The sequence below is a fragment of the Nitrospira sp. ND1 genome (assembly GCF_900170025.1).
Lineage (GTDB): Bacteria > Nitrospirota > Nitrospiria > Nitrospirales > Nitrospiraceae > Nitrospira_A.
The window spans coordinates 539445-554706 of the sequence record NZ_FWEX01000005.1; the positions used below are offsets into that span (position 1 = coordinate 539445).

General features: G+C 60.4%; 15 protein-coding genes. 9 read left to right on the plus strand and 6 right to left on the minus strand.

Going from position 1 to position 15262, the window contains the following annotated elements:
• Window positions 1-78 precede the first annotated feature (78 nt).
• From NSND_RS02645 to NSND_RS02670, 6 genes are all read left to right on the plus strand, one after another.
• Window positions 79-1053 (plus strand): succinate dehydrogenase/fumarate reductase iron-sulfur subunit, encoded by a 975-nt coding sequence (locus NSND_RS02645; RefSeq protein ID WP_080877483.1) that lies wholly within the window; start codon window positions 79-81, stop codon window positions 1051-1053.
• 5 nt (window positions 1054-1058) lie between these two features.
• Window positions 1059-1499 carry an archease gene (locus NSND_RS02650; RefSeq protein ID WP_080877484.1) on the plus strand — a complete coding sequence of 147 codons (441 nt, stop codon included), beginning with the start codon at window positions 1059-1061 and terminating at the stop codon, window positions 1497-1499.
• A 166-nt stretch (window positions 1500-1665) separates the two neighbouring features.
• On the plus strand, window positions 1666-3117 hold the full coding sequence (locus NSND_RS02655; protein WP_143833361.1) for an RtcB family protein: 1452 nt from the start codon (window positions 1666-1668) through the stop codon (window positions 3115-3117).
• Window positions 3118-3140: 23 nt separating this feature from the next.
• Entirely contained in the window at window positions 3141-3506 is a 366-nt protein-coding gene (locus NSND_RS02660; RefSeq protein WP_080877485.1) for a PilZ domain-containing protein, read from the plus strand.
• A 16-nt stretch (window positions 3507-3522) separates the two neighbouring features.
• Window positions 3523-4236 carry a hypothetical protein gene (locus NSND_RS02665; RefSeq protein ID WP_080877486.1) on the plus strand — a complete coding sequence of 238 codons (714 nt, stop codon included), beginning with the start codon at window positions 3523-3525 and terminating at the stop codon, window positions 4234-4236.
• A gap of 229 nt (window positions 4237-4465) precedes the next feature.
• Complete coding sequence (locus NSND_RS02670; protein ID WP_080877487.1) at window positions 4466-6592, plus strand: putative bifunctional diguanylate cyclase/phosphodiesterase; 2127 nt, start codon at window positions 4466-4468, stop codon at window positions 6590-6592.
• Here NSND_RS02670 and NSND_RS02675 read toward each other — a convergent pair.
• From NSND_RS02675 to NSND_RS02685, 3 genes are all read right to left on the minus strand, one after another.
• The gene (locus tag NSND_RS02675; RefSeq protein WP_143833362.1) at window positions 6558-8261 is read right to left on the minus strand and encodes a tetratricopeptide repeat protein; all 1704 of its coding nucleotides are present in this window, start codon (window positions 8259-8261) and stop codon (window positions 6558-6560) included. The two genes, NSND_RS02670 and NSND_RS02675, sit on opposite strands and share 35 nt — an antisense overlap.
• Before the next feature lie 97 nt (window positions 8262-8358).
• Window positions 8359-9777: a Si-specific NAD(P)(+) transhydrogenase gene (gene sthA / locus NSND_RS02680; protein WP_080877489.1), complete on the minus strand. Its 1419-nt coding sequence runs from the start codon at window positions 9775-9777 to the stop codon at window positions 8359-8361.
• On the minus strand, window positions 9777-10646 hold the full coding sequence (locus NSND_RS02685; RefSeq protein WP_080877490.1) for an HDOD domain-containing protein: 870 nt from the start codon (window positions 10644-10646) through the stop codon (window positions 9777-9779). Before NSND_RS02685 ends, sthA begins: the two co-directional genes overlap by 1 nt.
• Before the next feature lie 313 nt (window positions 10647-10959).
• Between NSND_RS02685 and NSND_RS02690 the strand changes: the two genes are divergently transcribed.
• The 3 genes from NSND_RS02690 to NSND_RS02700 all read left to right on the plus strand — a co-directional run bounded on the left by NSND_RS02690 (window position 10960) and on the right by NSND_RS02700 (window position 12753).
• Window positions 10960-11403 (plus strand): sll1863 family stress response protein, encoded by a 444-nt coding sequence (locus tag NSND_RS02690; RefSeq protein ID WP_080877491.1) that lies wholly within the window; start codon window positions 10960-10962, stop codon window positions 11401-11403.
• Between the two features lie 109 nt (window positions 11404-11512).
• Window positions 11513-12415: a CoB--CoM heterodisulfide reductase iron-sulfur subunit B family protein gene (locus NSND_RS02695; protein WP_080877492.1), complete on the plus strand. Its 903-nt coding sequence runs from the start codon at window positions 11513-11515 to the stop codon at window positions 12413-12415.
• 17 nt (window positions 12416-12432) lie between these two features.
• A complete protein-coding gene (locus NSND_RS02700) occupies window positions 12433-12753 on the plus strand; it encodes a cupin domain-containing protein (protein ID WP_080877493.1) in 321 nt (106 codons plus the stop codon).
• 70 nt (window positions 12754-12823) lie between these two features.
• On the opposite strand, the gene NSND_RS02705 is transcribed toward NSND_RS02700, so the two are convergent.
• Genes NSND_RS02705 through NSND_RS02715 form a run of 3 tightly spaced genes read right to left on the minus strand, consistent with a single transcriptional unit; the run spans window position 12824 to window position 15250 of the window.
• The gene (locus NSND_RS02705) at window positions 12824-13585 is read right to left on the minus strand and encodes a Tll0287-like domain-containing protein (RefSeq protein ID WP_159450597.1); all 762 of its coding nucleotides are present in this window, start codon (window positions 13583-13585) and stop codon (window positions 12824-12826) included.
• Between the two features lie 22 nt (window positions 13586-13607).
• Complete coding sequence (locus tag NSND_RS02710; RefSeq protein ID WP_159450598.1) at window positions 13608-14639, minus strand: substrate-binding periplasmic protein; 1032 nt, start codon at window positions 14637-14639, stop codon at window positions 13608-13610.
• Window positions 14639-15250 carry a hypothetical protein gene (locus tag NSND_RS02715; protein WP_080877496.1) on the minus strand — a complete coding sequence of 204 codons (612 nt, stop codon included), beginning with the start codon at window positions 15248-15250 and terminating at the stop codon, window positions 14639-14641. Before NSND_RS02715 ends, NSND_RS02710 begins: the two co-directional genes overlap by 1 nt.
• Window positions 15251-15262 lie beyond the last annotated feature (12 nt).

Genomic DNA, 15262 nt, shown 5'->3' on the forward strand with positions numbered 1-15262 from the left:
CCATGGTACGCGCTCCCTCAACCTAGGGGCGGCTCTCTTTTCCGGTTTCACGTTTTAGGTCTCACGCCTCACGATTCTATGCGCCTGACCTTTACCATCCAGCGTTTTAATCCCGAAACCGATCAACAGCCTCACCGGGAAGACTATCGTCTCGACATCGGGCGGGGCATGACCGTGCTCGAGGCTTTGATCCGGATCAAGAATGAACTCGACGGCCGGTTGGCGTTGCGTTATTCCTGTCGATCCGCCATTTGCGGCTCCTGTGCCATGCATATCAACGGCACGGAAAAGCTGGCCTGCCGGACGTCCATCCGCAAAGAACTCGAACGCCACGGCAGAATCTCGATCGAGCCCTTGCCCAACCTCCCGGTCATCAAAGACCTGGTGGTCGATATGTCGCCGTTCTGGGAGAAGATCCGGGCCGTCACGCCCTGGCTGACGCCCGAAACCCATCCCACCAAACGATACGGGTCATCCGGACAACTTCGCCTGTTGCCGGAGTCGTACCAGTTTCATAACGTAGACGCCTGTATCATGTGCGGGGCCTGTGTGGCCGCCTGCACCTCCCATGAAATCTCACGAGGTTTTCTCGGCCCGGCGGCGCTCGCGAAGTCTGCGCGATTCGTCGCCGACCCGCGCGAACCGGCAGGGGCGAAACAGGCCAGACTCACCGCGCTCCAGGAGGCCGATGGCATCTGGGACTGCACCCGCTGCAACATGTGCGTGCAAGTCTGCCCGAAGGATGTGCAGCCGATGGAGGCGATCATTCGTTTGCGTCGCTCGTCCCTCCGGCATGGATTGACCTCAGCCGAAGGCGCTCGTCACATCACCGGCTTCGTCGACCTGGTCCGCCACGAGGGACGTTTGAATGAAGCATTGATGCCGTTGAAGGTCCTCGGGTTCAATCTCCGACGGGTGCTGGATGTCATGCCGCTCGGCGTGCGTATGTGGCTCAAAGGAAAGGTACCGTTGCCGTTCGGCCACACCATTCCGGGCATCGAACAGGTCCGGGCCATCTTTGCCGCTGCGCGCCGTCGGGCTCCGCGCGCCTGACGCCCATGCCGGGCTCTTTCCGATTCCTCGACGACATCGCGCTGGCCGATATGGCATTCGATGCCGAGGGAGAGTCTTTGCCGGCCCTCTTCGAGGCCGCGACGCAAGCTCTCATCGAAAGCCTGGCCGATCCTGTCACCATCGCCGAAACGTGGCGGCACAGCGTGGACATGGAAGAAGCGGACATCGAGACGCTCCTGTTCGAATGGCTGGGACGGCTCGTCTATTTGAAAGATGCGCAGGGCGTGGTCTTCCATCGGGCGACATTGTCGCTGAATCAGAATGAGGCCCACACAGCCTGGCACCTCCATGCCGAACTGACCGGTGCACCGGTCGATCCCGCGACACAGGACCTGCGCTCAGACGTCAAAGGCGTCACCAAACATCTGTATGCGGTCACACTAGAGGGGATAAGCTGGAAGGCCAGGGTGGTGCTGGACGTATGAAGCACCCCTTCGCGCAGAATCACCTTCATTCAATACAAGGATGCTCAAAAAGGATCGCCAACTAGGCCGCAGGACGCGAAGGCCCCGAGGCGTACTCAGCGTACGTCGAGGGGATTAAGTGCCCGAGCACGACGTTGGAGGCCTTTTTCAGCATCCGGCTGGACGTATGAAACTGAACACCGATATGCAGGTCGTCAAGATCAACGACTACCTCTGGGAAATTCCGCCCTCTGAAAAGCCGGGCATGCTGGTCCCGGCTCGCATCTACGCCAGCGCGGCGATCCTCGGTGCGATGGATAGGGGCGTCTTCGATCAGGTCACCAACGTGGCCTGTCTCCCCGGTATCCATCGTTATGCCCTCTGTATGCCCGATGGACATTGGGGGTACGGCTTTCCCATCGGCGGTGTGGCCGCATTCAATCCTGAGGATGGAGTCATCTCACCCGGCGGCGTCGGCTACGATATCAACTGCGGGATGCGGCTGATCCGTACCGACTTGTCGCTCTCCGAGGTGCAATCGAAACTGGAACTGCTGATGACGGAACTCTTCCGGCGCGTCCCTGCCGGTGTCGGATCGCGCGGCTTCGTGAATCTTTCCCGGCATGACTTTCGCGACGTTATGCGGCAGGGAGCCGGCTGGTGCATCTCCAAAGGATATGGCTGGGAGGAGGACCTCGAACGCATCGAGGAACGCGGTTGTCTGGAGGGCGCAGACCCCACCCATGTGACGGACTACGCCATCGAACGCGGCATCAACCAACTCGGCACCCTGGGATCCGGCAACCACTACCTGGAAATACAGGTGCTCTCCGACAAAGGGATCTACGATCGTGCGACCGCCGCGGCCATGGGGTTGACCGGTCGCGATCAGGTTGTCGTGATGGTCCATTGCGGTTCGCGCGGATTCGGCCACCAAGTGGCGAGTGACTACCTCAAGGTGTTCGAGAAAGCCATGCGCCGGTACGGGATCTCCGTCAAAGATCAGCAACTCGCCTGTGCGCCGTTTCGCTCACCGGAAGGACAGGACTATTTCGGCGCGATGAACTGCGCGGCCAACACCGCGTTCGCCAACCGGCAAGTCATCACGCATCAGATTCGCGAGGCCTTCGAAGCGGTGTTCGGAGAAAGCGCCCGGCGCCTGGGCATGCAGCTGATCTACGATGTGGCGCATAACATCGCCAAGGTGGAACGCTACCGGGACGGGGAGTGGCTCGTGCACCGGAAAGGCGCCACGCGGGCATTCGGGCCCGGAAGCCCTGAACTCCCGGCCTGTTATCGAGGGATCGGCCAGCCGGTCATCTGCGGCGGCTCCATGGAGACCGGCTCGTATCTTCTCGTCGGCACGGATCGGGCGATGCAGGAGACGTTCGGCTCGACCATGCACGGGTCCGGCCGGACCATGTCGCGCGCGCAGGCGAAACGCACGGTGCGCGGCGAGCAGCTCATGCGCGACATGAAACAGCACGGCATTCTGGTCAAAGCCGTATCCATGTCGGGTCTGGCTGAAGAAGCCGGGTTCGCGTACAAGAACATTTCCGATGTCGTCGAGACGGTGGATCACGCGGGAATCACAAAAAAAGTAGCGGAACTCAAACCAATCGGCAATATAAAGGGCTAGCCTTGTACCAGCGCTAGCCGATCATGGACCAACGCCACCATCCTCGTTTTTCAGTTCACTTTCGCAGTTCCTTCAGTTCGGTCAACCGCGTCGGCGGGGAGGGCAATGTCGTCGATCTGTCCCTGCGCGGTTGCGGGATCCTGAGCGCGACAGCCGTGCATCCAGGCACCACTCTTGAACTTCGCATCCAGCCCGCCGGTGATGCCGCCGCTCTGACCATTCAGCAAGCCGTGGTACGCTGGTGCCGCGACGGCCGCATCGGCATCGAATTCGTGTCCCTGCAACCGGACGAATGGACTCGCCTCCAAGGCATTGTCAAAGAACTCACGCGCCAACCCTATGAACGGGCCAACGACCGGCAAGACGGTCCCGGCACGTCACGACCCTGACCGAGGAGGATACAGCATGGCTCACGCGTCCCGATTGCCCCGCACCTGGCTTCCGGCGGTGTTCATCAGCGTGATCGTCTCCGCCTGCTGCGCGGCGGCGCTCTATGTGCTCCTGGCTCAGCACGATCGTTCGCTCGTCTCACAGCGCAATGCGGCGGCCATCATGGCGGCCGAGCAGAGCGCACGCGCCATGGCGCGAACCGTGGCCTGGTTCAGTGAGTCGCTCCCCGGCGAGAGTCTGGGCACCGTTCAACAGACCCTGGAACAACATGCCAGACAGGCCAATCTGCTCGATGCCGCCGTCATCACAACGGACAACATGATCGTGGCCGCCAGTAATCCGGCCATCATCGGCAGCCCGATGCAGGATGCCGCATGGCCGGCTGCACGCAACAGTCAGAGCAGTTCCATCACTCACGGGGTAGACAAGGGGAGGCCGGTCATGATCGTGATCGAGCCCTTCCGCCAGGACAACCGTATCGCAGGATGGATCAGACTGGTTGTCGCAACCCCGCCGGAGGCCGCAGCCCTTCGTTCGGAGGATGATCTGGGGCGGGACGTGGCCCTGGTCATCGGACCGCTGCTCCTGGTGATGGTCATCCTCTTGACCCTGACCATGCGAGGACTCATGAGCCGGGTTCGCACGCTCTTGGCCGGCATCCTCATGGAAGCCGGGGAACAGCGCTTCGTCCCGGCCGGGAATCCCGTCGAGACACCGGACAGGGGTTGATTCACCGGCACGGACATTCCCGCCGTCGGCTTTGAGTCCACCAGATTTCCACTTAGGGATGGGAGCGGCCTACGCTGCTCAACAAGTGCTAATTATGTAGCGCTTATTCAGAAGTTTGATACTCTCACACGAGAGCGAAACAGGCAGGCCTGTCAGAGGCACCCGAGGCATTCTCGCCCCGGGAACCCATGCGCCCGCGCTATAACCACCTGTGCCTGAAGACCATACGATGACTCAAACCCGTCCCACGATCCTGATCGCCGACGACGACCCGCTCTCACGGCTCTTTGTTCGGAACGCATTGGAACCGGCCGGCATGACCGTGGCCGAGGCCACCGGAGGGCAGGATGCGCTGGTGAAATTCGAGGCACTGGCACCTGATCTGGTCGTCCTGGATATTATGATGCCGGACATGGACGGGTATCTGACCTGTTCCCGGCTTCGCACGCTTCCTCGCGGCAAACGCGTCCCGATTTTGATCCTCACGGGATTGGATGACGCACATTCCATCGCGCAGGCCTATCAGCACGGCGCTACGGATTTCATCACCAAACCGGTCAACGCCACGATTCTCTGCCACCATGTCCGGTACATGCTCAGAACCAACAACGTGCTGCACGCGCTCATCCGAAGCGAATCGCGGCTGGAATTGGCCCAGCGGATCGCCCGGATCGGCAACTGGGACTGGAATCCCAAGACGAATCGTTTGAGTATGTCCAATGAATTATGCCGCCTGCTGGGCGTGCGTCCCCAGGATTTCGGCGGCACCTTCGAGGCCTTCCTGAATCTGATTCACCCAGACGACCGATCCGTTGTGACCAAGGCGCTGGAGCGATTAGTCTCGCAGCACACGCCCTGCGATATCGACCACCGCGTCGTGTTGCCGAACGGGACCGACTTCATCATTCATCTCCAGGCCGAAGGGGTGCGCGAAGAAGAGACGGACGAGCTGACGGTCATCGGGACCGCCCAGGACATCACCGAACGCAAACAGGCTGAACGGGCCATCCATCAACTTGCATACTACGACAGCCTGACGGGCCTGGCCAACCGTGTGTTGTTCAAAGATCGCCTCTCCAACGCCCTGTCCTACGCCGAACGCTACCATCAGCATCTGGCCACCCTGTTTATCGACTTGGATCGGTTCAAGGTGATCAACGATACACTGGGGCACACGGTGGGAGACCGCTTGCTGACACATGTGGCCGAACGGTTGAGTGAGTCGGTTCGTCAGAGCGACTCGGTCGGCCGGCATGCCGACCACGAACCGACGCATGCCCTCGCGCGACTCGGCGGCGATGAGTTCACCATTTTGCTCACGGCCTTGCCGACGCCGGAAGACGCAGGCCGGGTGGCCCGTCGGATACTGGAGGCATTGGCGCACCCCCTCAGCATCGACGGGCATGAAATTTTTATTTCCGCGAGCATCGGCATTTCGATCTTTCCCTCGGACGGCGCCACCGTGGAAGCGCTGCTCAAGAACGCCGACACCGCGATGTACCACGCGAAAGAGCAGGGGCGGAACAACTGCCAGTTTTATTCGTCCGGCTTGAACGCCGCCGCGGCCGAACGCCTCGACCTGGAAAACGAACTCCGTCGCGCCTTGGAACGGGAAGAGTTTGTCGTCTTCTATCAGCCGAAGCTGAACATCCATTCACGCAAGATACTGGGCGCGGAAGCGCTCGTCCGTTGGAAACATCCCAAACGCGGCCTGGTGCCGCCGGGAGTCTTCTTGAATGCGGCCATCGACACGGGCCTCATCCGCCCGATGGACGAATGGGTGCTCCGCGAAGCCTGCCGCCAGGTGAAGGCCTGGGAAACGGCCGGCCTGCCGCCCATCACCGTGTCGGCCAACGTGTCCAATTCCCTGTTTCATGGACGGACGCTGCCCGCCACGGTGGCCGATGCGCTTCGGGACTCCGGGCTGAATCCATCGCAACTGGAGCTGGAACTGACCGAGTCCATCGCCATGCGGGACGTCGAGGCGTCGGTCACCATGCTGGAAGGCCTCCGCACCATGGGTGTCCGCCTCTCCATCGACGACTTCGGCACCGGGTATTCGTCCCTCAGTTATCTTCAGCGTTTTCCCCTGAGCCGTTTGAAGATCGATCAATCGTTTGTCCGCGATCTGCTCACCAACGAAAACAACGTGAAGATCACCCGGGCGATCATCGCGATGGCGCACAGTCTGAATCTCTCGGTCTTGGCCGAAGGAGTGGAAACAGAAGGCCAGTTGGCACGGTTACGGGAAGAAGGATGCGACGAGGTGCAAGGCTACCTGTTCAGCCGGCCTGTCTGCGCGGAAGATTTTGAGAAGTTACTCAGGGGCGATGCCGATGCCCGTACAGCAGCGTGATATTGATACGCCGGTTGGTGAACCCTTCCTTGAAGGCAATGTCATCGGTTTCGTGGAACAGATCTGAGTTGAACACAACCGCCCGGTTCGCCCGATACGGAATCTTGATTTCCTTCGCCCCCTGCGCGTTCAGCCACTCGTAAATCTTACCTCGGGCCTTGTCGCTATTGTACGTCTTGAAATCCCAATCCCTGGGCGCTTCCTTATCCCACACCACCAATCCACCACTGTCAGGATTCAGGTTCGCCTCATCCGGCGTGATCCAGAAATTGACGTTGACCGCCGCAGCATCGGCGTGAATGTTCAAGCCGCGCCTGGCGCTGTCGTGCTTGAATGCCCAGGCCTGCGTCAGGCGATGCGTCCCGAAAATGCGGGGAAACCGGCGGCGTAACTCCTCGGCAATTTGAAGCAGCAGGGGAGAGGCGAATCCATCACCGAGGAAGGCCCCGATATAGCCGTTCTCGTAGTCCTTCTTCCAGATCGTGGACGCCCAGCAGAACCGTCTCAACCGTTGCAACGCTTCGTCCGCCAACAACCCGTCGATGTACGTCACCTCCGGATTCGTCGCCAGATAGCGGGCCTCCACGGCTGCGCTGTCCAGATCCGCATCCAGCGCCCCTCCCTCGATCGCCTCGCAAGGAGCGATATGGATCAGCCGGTTGTACGAGGCCGCAATGGGCTGCATGTCGGCAGGCGACAGCGGCACGCGATTTGAGGATCCGGTCGCATCGGTCGCCGAGTGTTCCAATTTTTCGCACAGTCGAGTGAGGGCCTCGTGATAGGGGTTCCACTCATCGCCCAACAGCCCGCTCTCTCGAAGATACTCTAGCTGCTCGGCATCATGCTTGAGCCGGGAGCGAAAGACGGTCGTCTCTGCCACAGGGCGGCCGTGCGCATGTTTGGCTTGCGCGGTTTCGGCAAAACAGCGCAGCGCCCGCGGTATATCCTCCCGCCAGATCCAGGCAATACCGAGGTTGTAGAGCGCGGTTCCATAACCGGGAACGATCTGAAGCGCGCGTTCGAAGCAGCGAATGGCATCGTCCAACCGACCCTGTTCCAGGAGCACCAGACCGAGATTGTTCTGTGCCTCCGCATGAGTCGGCTTCAAGGCGATGGCACGCCGATACGACTCCGCGGCTTCATCCAACCGCCCCTGTTCTTTCAGCACGACGCCGAGATTGTTGTGCGCCTCGGCATGATCGGGGTTGAGCGTCAGGACCTGCTCATAGGCGGCTTGCGCGTCTGAAAGACGTCCCAGTTCTTTGTAGGCGTTCCCGAGATTGGTGCGGGCTTCGATGTAGCGGGGATTCCAGTGGATGGCCTGGCCATAGGCCTCGACCGCGTCCGTCGTGCGTCCTGCGCGTTGCAGCACGACGCCGTGATTGAACCAATAGATCGGATTCCGCGGACCGGCGGCACAGGCCTTTGCCAGCCACCCGAGCGCGTCGTTCAAATGACCGTGCCGGTAGTTCAGGAGGCCTAAGCCATGAAGTGCGTCCGGCTGTGTCGGTGCGCGCTCGAGCAGTGATCGGTAGCCCCGTTCCGCTTCATCCAGACGTCCGGCCTGATGATGCAGCTGCGCCTCGCGCAGGAGCGCCGCCGGGGCATCGGCACCTCCGGCCTGCTTCCCATGTAATTTTTCATCGCGGCGGCGCTCATTGCGATTCACGAAGATCCCTCCAGCGGCGACCTTACGGGTCGCCCCGGAGAGTAGCGCACATAGGGCATGGGGGTCAAAGAGGGAGAAGACGGCAGGGGGCGGGAGATTAGGCCGCTTGAGTGGTGCTCTGACGCTTGCGGCGTTGGCCCAGAATATCGAGCGCGGCCACGCGATACCCTTCGGCAAACGTGGGAAAGCTGAAAATGGAATCGATGAACCGGTCGATGGTCGCCCCGTCCTGCAAGGCCATCTGTCCGAGGTGAATCAATTCGGTCGCATGCTCGCCGACGATCTGCACGCCGAGCAACCGTTCACCGGAGGGGTCGGCAATCAGCTTCAGGAGTCCGTCGCAGGATCCCGTGATCTGCCCCTTGGCGATTTCCGTAAACCGCGCGCGCCCCACGAGCGGGCCACGGTACCGGGCTGCAGCCTGTTCCTCATCGAGTCCGATGGAGGCGATTTCCGGAATGGTATAGATTCCGATCGGCACCTGATTGAGCGAGTCGCCGACTGGAAGGCCCAAGGCGTGACTGACCGCCCGACGACCATCCTCCATCGCTTGTGAGGCCAAGGCCGGGGGACGACCCAACATGTCGCCGGCGGCAAAAATATGCGCGACGGGGGTTTGCCCGTATTCGTTGACGGGGATCCGGCCCTTCTCGTCTAACGTCAACCCGGCCGCCTCAAGATTCAATTCTTCGATGTTCGGTTGACGCCCCAGCGCGACCAGCATCTTTTCGCTCTTGACCGCCATGCCGTTCGCCAGCCTGGCGACGACGGAGGACACGCCGTCCCACACCACTTCCTTGACGGTCTGTCCCACGTAAAACCGTCCGCCTTGCCGTTCGATGCTGCGCTGAAACACCTCGACGATTTCCGCGTCCATGAACGACAGGGGACGCTGGGCCCTATCGATGAGCGTGACTTCGACACCCAGCAGCGCAAAGGTCGAGGCATATTCGCAGGCGATGACCCCTCCGCCCAAGACCGTCAACGAGCGGGGCAAGTAGATCATCGACAGGATCGAATCGCTGTCCAGCACATGTTCGTGATCGACAGGAATTTCAGGAATCGAACGCGGTCGGGACCCCGTGGCCAGCACGATCGTGTCGGCTCGCAGGGCCTGGCAGGCGCCGTCGATGGTCTCCAATTCCACTTCATGCGGCGAGAGAAATCGCGCGCGTCCGTGTCGATAGGTCACGCTGTTGCGGGTGAGTTGGTCGGCCATGTAACACTCGTGCGCCTTCACCACCTCATCCAGGCGGTGCAGCAGCACGGACATGGGCACATCGAGCCGCAGCCTTCCTTCGAACACTTCACTCGACCGTTTGAGACGCTCGAACTGCAATGCCGTCTCGCGCAGCGTCTTACTGGGAATCGTGCCCCGGTACACACAGTTGCCGCCGATGCCCTGTTCCTGTTCGATCAGGACGACTTTCTTGCCGGCCTTGGCGCCTTGAATGGCGGCCTTCTGGCCAGCCGGACCGCTCCCCACCACCACAATGTCATAGGCATTGGGGGGCATCACAACGGCATCGCCTCCACGACGGCTTGCACCTTGTCTTTCAGGGCCAAGAGCGCATCGATATCTTTAGGATAGAGGTTCAGATCGGCAAAGACCGCATGCTCACGGACCATCGCCTCATCGAATGCGACGGGATCGAGAAAATGGTTGGCCAATCGCCCGGCCAGACAAGTTGTCATGCACTCCTGCTTGGCCGTCTTGGCATACTGGTAATCGCTGTGAAAGCCGATCGATTCCACGACAGGCGGCGGGAGCCCCCAGTCTTCGGCGACGAGCAAGCCCACCTGGATGTAGTAGCCTTCCAGCAGTTGATGCAACAACTCCTGCGTCAAGGTGAGATTCTGTTCCTTGGCCAACGCGACCAGCGTCTGCAACACCACCGGTTTGCCGATCCCGTGCAGGAGCCCGCAGAGATAGGCGCTTTCGACGTTGAACCGGCGGACGCGGGCAATTTCTTTGGCGTAGGCGCCGCTTGCCAGTGAATACTGCCAGAGGCGCTTGACTTCATCATCCCACCCCGGCACCTTGAAGGCACTGCCTTTGATGGAGGCGGAGAACGCCAATTCCGACATCAAGTTCATGCCCAGCATCGAGACGGCATGTTGTAACGACACCACAGGATTGCGGGTCATGTAAGCCGGAGAGTTGGCGATCCGGATGACATGGGCGGCGAGGGCCTGGTCCTGATGAATGAGCGCGGCAAGCTTGGCCGCCTCCGCATCCGGATCGTAGACCATACTCAAAATTCTGGAAGCTACTTGAGGCAAGAGAGGGAGTTCGATCGCTCCCTTCCGGATTCGCTCGATCAGATGCTGTTCCAACGCGTCCGTAGAGGCCGCGTCCGTCGCTTTGGGAAGTTCAGCGCTCATAGGGCTTACACCACACGTCAAGGTTGCGGGATTGTCTGCCTTGTAGATCCTTTTCGGCTCATTCTTCCCAAAACCTTAACCCGCATTATTCATGAGCGCTTCTGCTGCAATCGCCGATTCACTGCTGCGACGGGCCTTTGGCCGGCGGGCTCGCCACGTGACTCGGCAATTTCGCGACGAACCGTCATGAATAACGCGGGTTAACCGTCCGGCAGGGGATCTGGGGGCACAGAACATGCCGGAGAATGAGTATAATGTGACCGCGTTGGGCCGAATGGCTGCATCCCGTCTGAAAACAAAAAGGAGTCCCCGCATGGCCGTAGCTAGAACGCTGGCGTTTCTGTGCATGATCGGCACCTCCCTCACGCTTCCTCCCCGGACGACCGCCGGAGACCAGCCGCAACCGTCTACAACCGACAGGGTGATCCGGGATACCAAGGAGGCCGTCGAAGCGACCAAACAGTATACGCTTCAGCAAAAGGAGACCTTCCAGAAGGCGGTGCAGGCAGAACTGGCCGAGATGCAGGTCAAAATTGCGGAACTCCAAAAGAAGACCAACGCCGCCTCCGCGGAAGCCCGGACTGAAATGCAGAAGGCTCTTCAGGAGCTGGAACACAAAAAAGCCGAGGCAGGAAAGCAACTCGAGGAGGTGAATGCCTCCACCAGCTCAGCCTGGAGTAAGCTGAAAGACAACATGAACGCCGCCGTCGAAGACCTGAAGAAAAGCTATAAAGAGACCGTTTCAAAACTTCCCTGATTCCACCTATGGCTCACGCACCCGAGAGAATCCCGATTCCGTCTGTTCATCGAGGGGTGAAATACGCTATGTTGGGACGGACAGACCGGACGAACAGGCGACCCACTCTATGCCCCTGAAATTTGCCCTCTATCCCGGTTGCGCAGCGAAAGGCGCCACCCCCGAACTCTATCAATCCACGATGGCCATCGTCGGGCGATTAGGCATCGAGGTCGTCGAGCTTGCCGCCTCCTCCTGTTGCGGCGCCGGCGTGATCGGAGAGGCCGATCCGGATGTGGCCCTTGCGCTGAACGCCCGGACCTTCGCTCAAGCGGAGCGGCTCGGGCTGGACATCATGACCATCTGCGGCACCTGCCAGGGGGTGATGAGCGCGGCAAACCGCCGCCTGAAGAACGAACCGGGCACCCTTGAGCGGGTGAATACCATCCTCGCGCAAGACGGCATCAGCTACGGCGGCGGGGTCCAGGTGAAACATCTCCTCTGGATCGCGGTGCGGGATATCGGACTCACCCGCGTGGGTGAGACGGTCCAGTCTCCATTTCGTAATTTTCGTATCGCCCCTTTCTACGGATGTTACATGCTCCGGCCCTCCTGGGAGTTGGGATTCGACGATCCTGAGAATCCGTCATCGCTCGAAAAAATTATTCTCGCCGTCGGCGGGGAACCGGTCGCCTATGCGGGCCGGACCAAGTGCTGCGGCTTTCCTATCATTCTGGAGAAGGAAGCGATCGCGGTGGCCATGGCCGGCACCAATATGAAGGATGCGAAGGACCATGGCGCGGACTTCATGGTGACTCCCTGTCCGCTCTGCCACATGAGCCTCGACATTTACCAGGAACGGGCAGGGCAGGCCGTCAAAACGGCGCTGAACCTTCCCATCCTGCATCTTCCCCAGCTACTTGGCCTCGCGATGGGTCTCCCTGCACAGGACTTGGGGCTCTCACGCCACTTGATCTCCGTCGACCGTATCGTGACGCGCCTGCACACACCGGACACAACACATTCATCCTGACCCGTGGAGCCCACGACATGAAGGTACTCACGCTCGCAGATTTTCAGCAGTTCAGTTCCGAGAAAATGAAGAAGAATAACCTCTTCCAGACCCCGCGTTTTTTTTGCGACATCTATTGCTTTGAACCGGGCCAGGAACAGAAGGGCCACATTCACGGCGAGCAGGATAAGGTCTACATTGTGCTGGAAGGGGAAGGGACGTTTCAGGTCGGCTCAGAAAAGCAGGTGCTGCGACCGGGCCAGGGCACTATGGCCCCGGCCGGCGATGAGCATGGAGTGAAGAATCACACGCAACAGCGGCTGAAAGTCCTAGTGTTCGTCGCGCCGAATCAGGCCTGACATCCGGCAACCGCCATCCGGCAATCAGCGATCGTTCCTGTTATCAGAATCCCGACCGACGCATGCCGTCTCATTTTCGGATCGTTAGCGGGGCCGTGACTGTGATGGCCCCGGCAAGGTCGCCTTCCTTGTGCCCTTCTTTGGGGTAGCCGGAGATGTCGAGATCCCCCTTCGGTTCGCCGTGACAGGCGAGGCAATCCTTAGCGTAATAGATCGGCATGACGACGCGCAACGTACGCCCCTCGTCCGTCAGCTCACTGACATAGGCTTCCGCGCGTGGCCTTGCAGAGAGCCATTTCAGCACCGACGCCTCATATTCATCCGGCTCGTTTTTCGGATTGCGGGGCTCGATGGCCGTCTGTTTCAGGCGCACGTGCGCCGACTTGGAGAAGCGAGCCGAGGCCTGACTCCCATACGTCGCCGGGATGAAATTCTTATAGCCGATGCCGCGCTGGTTGATGACGACTTGAGCATCCCGCACCACTTCCCGGCTGGCCTGCACCAGCGCTGGCAAGAGTTCTTTCGCCAACGGCGGGATAAGGATGGAAACCGGCGCGGCGGGCAGCGCGGTGAGATCGATCCCGGTCTTGGCCAGAAACTCCCGCACGAGTTGTTGCTCGAATAGTTCCGGCGTGAACCCTTTCTCACCCTTGTGGGGATCATCGATCAACGTCTGATTCCGTTCGATCACCATGCGGCCGGATTGCAGGAGCTTTGCCAACAACCGCGCCGTTTCTTCCGCCTCCGCCCGTTCGACCGCACCGACCATCGACGGTTGCGCGATCACTAACAGGACTGCGGCCGCCAGGATGCAGAACGCGTGAGTTCTCATGACCATTCTCCTATCCGTGATGTTACGGCTCGACCTTGAGGCGACAGGTCCCTTGTGCGTAATGGGCCGCCATCCGTTCCACGTCAAACGACAACCCCTCCAGAGAAGCCCGGCGTGGAAAGGCGTACTCCTCATCAAGCCACCTGGTTCGCATCTCGCGAAGTCGACCCGACTCATCGAGTTTCAACAGCAGGTCGTTCAACAACCACCGCAGGTGGTAACTCTCTTCGGCCACCACAACTCCGTAATCGGCTTTGGTCAAAAACAAGGGGCGGCCGTTTTCCCGTGTCAACGGCGACCAGTCTTTACGAACCCGTTTGACCATATACTCCAGCACCGGTTGCGCACCGAGAATCACGTCGACACGTGGCTCTGCCTGCGAGTCGGCATACTCAAACGCGGCCGGGAGCGAATCGCATAGAATCAACCGGTGGGGGCTCAGATTCGCCTCGGCGTAATAATAGGCGCTGGTTTCGTCCTGTACTGCAATCGTCAATCCGTCCAACGCATGGCTGGTCGCCGCCAGCCGGTCGGGAGTGGGATGAATCGCCTGCTCTCGTACATTTGCGCGGACTCGCTCAAGAACCGCGGGACTTGTCGTGATCCCGCTGATCCCACCGCCGTAAAAGTAGGGTAGGGAATAGGCCACACCGGCCCGGGCCGGCGCTGGTGTATTGATCGCCACGGCGGACATAAACCAATCGAGATGCCCTTCATTCAGCAGTCGGAACAGATCCCTGAACCGCACCAGGTGCAAGACAGGGGTCACCGTGCGTCCGCACCGTCGGGATAATTCATCGGTCATCGCCCGCACCAGTTCCACGTCGAGCCCGGTGACCCGAGCGCCCTCGTCGGTCCAGATCGTCGGGAACACAAACGGACGAAAGGGCTCCATCGCGAGGCCGACTTGCACCCGTTCACGTTCGCAGATGATATCGACCTTGTTGCCTGACACGGGCCAGACGTGCTCGACCGCGTCGATCAACAGCCCGCACCCGGGAAGGCACAGACAGAGGACCGCCATCCATCCCACGCGAACTCGCGACGCCCGCATCAAAACCGAACGCCTGTGAGAAATACCCATTGTTGCGCCTGTCCCGCCTCGCCGCGAAAATCTACGCCGTACTGGCTATATTGCACGCTGATATCGACCGACAGACTGCGTGCCACAGGAAATCGCACGCCCAGCTGACCTCCGATCAAATGGCCCGGCGCGTGGTTCCCCGGACCGGGCAGCACACCTCCGGCCAGGAGCCCGACGTACGGGACCGCCCGATCCTCCAAGGGACCGAACAGGATATGACGGAGCAGGCGACTGATCGGTTTGTGTGTGGGAAAATCCAGAATGTCGATGAAGTTGTTCCAACGGGGATTGAGAAACAGGGAATGCTGGTCGGTCCGGAATTCCTGGGAATGGATGCTGAAGTATTGGTAGATGGTCCGAACCTCCACGTTGCCGTAGCGGAGCGCCGTGATCCCGAGTTGCACGCCGATCTCGCGGTCGTCAGGGGCGAACGTCTGCTGGCGAAGCATGACATCGACATTGAAGGGCCGGATGGGAAATTCCAGCATCGCCTCCTGGGCCGACAGAGACGCGGCAGAGGCCAGACACCACCCAACGATTGCGATCGCGCCACACAGCAGACCGGTCCATTTGTGCGCCATGACGCCGGTAGT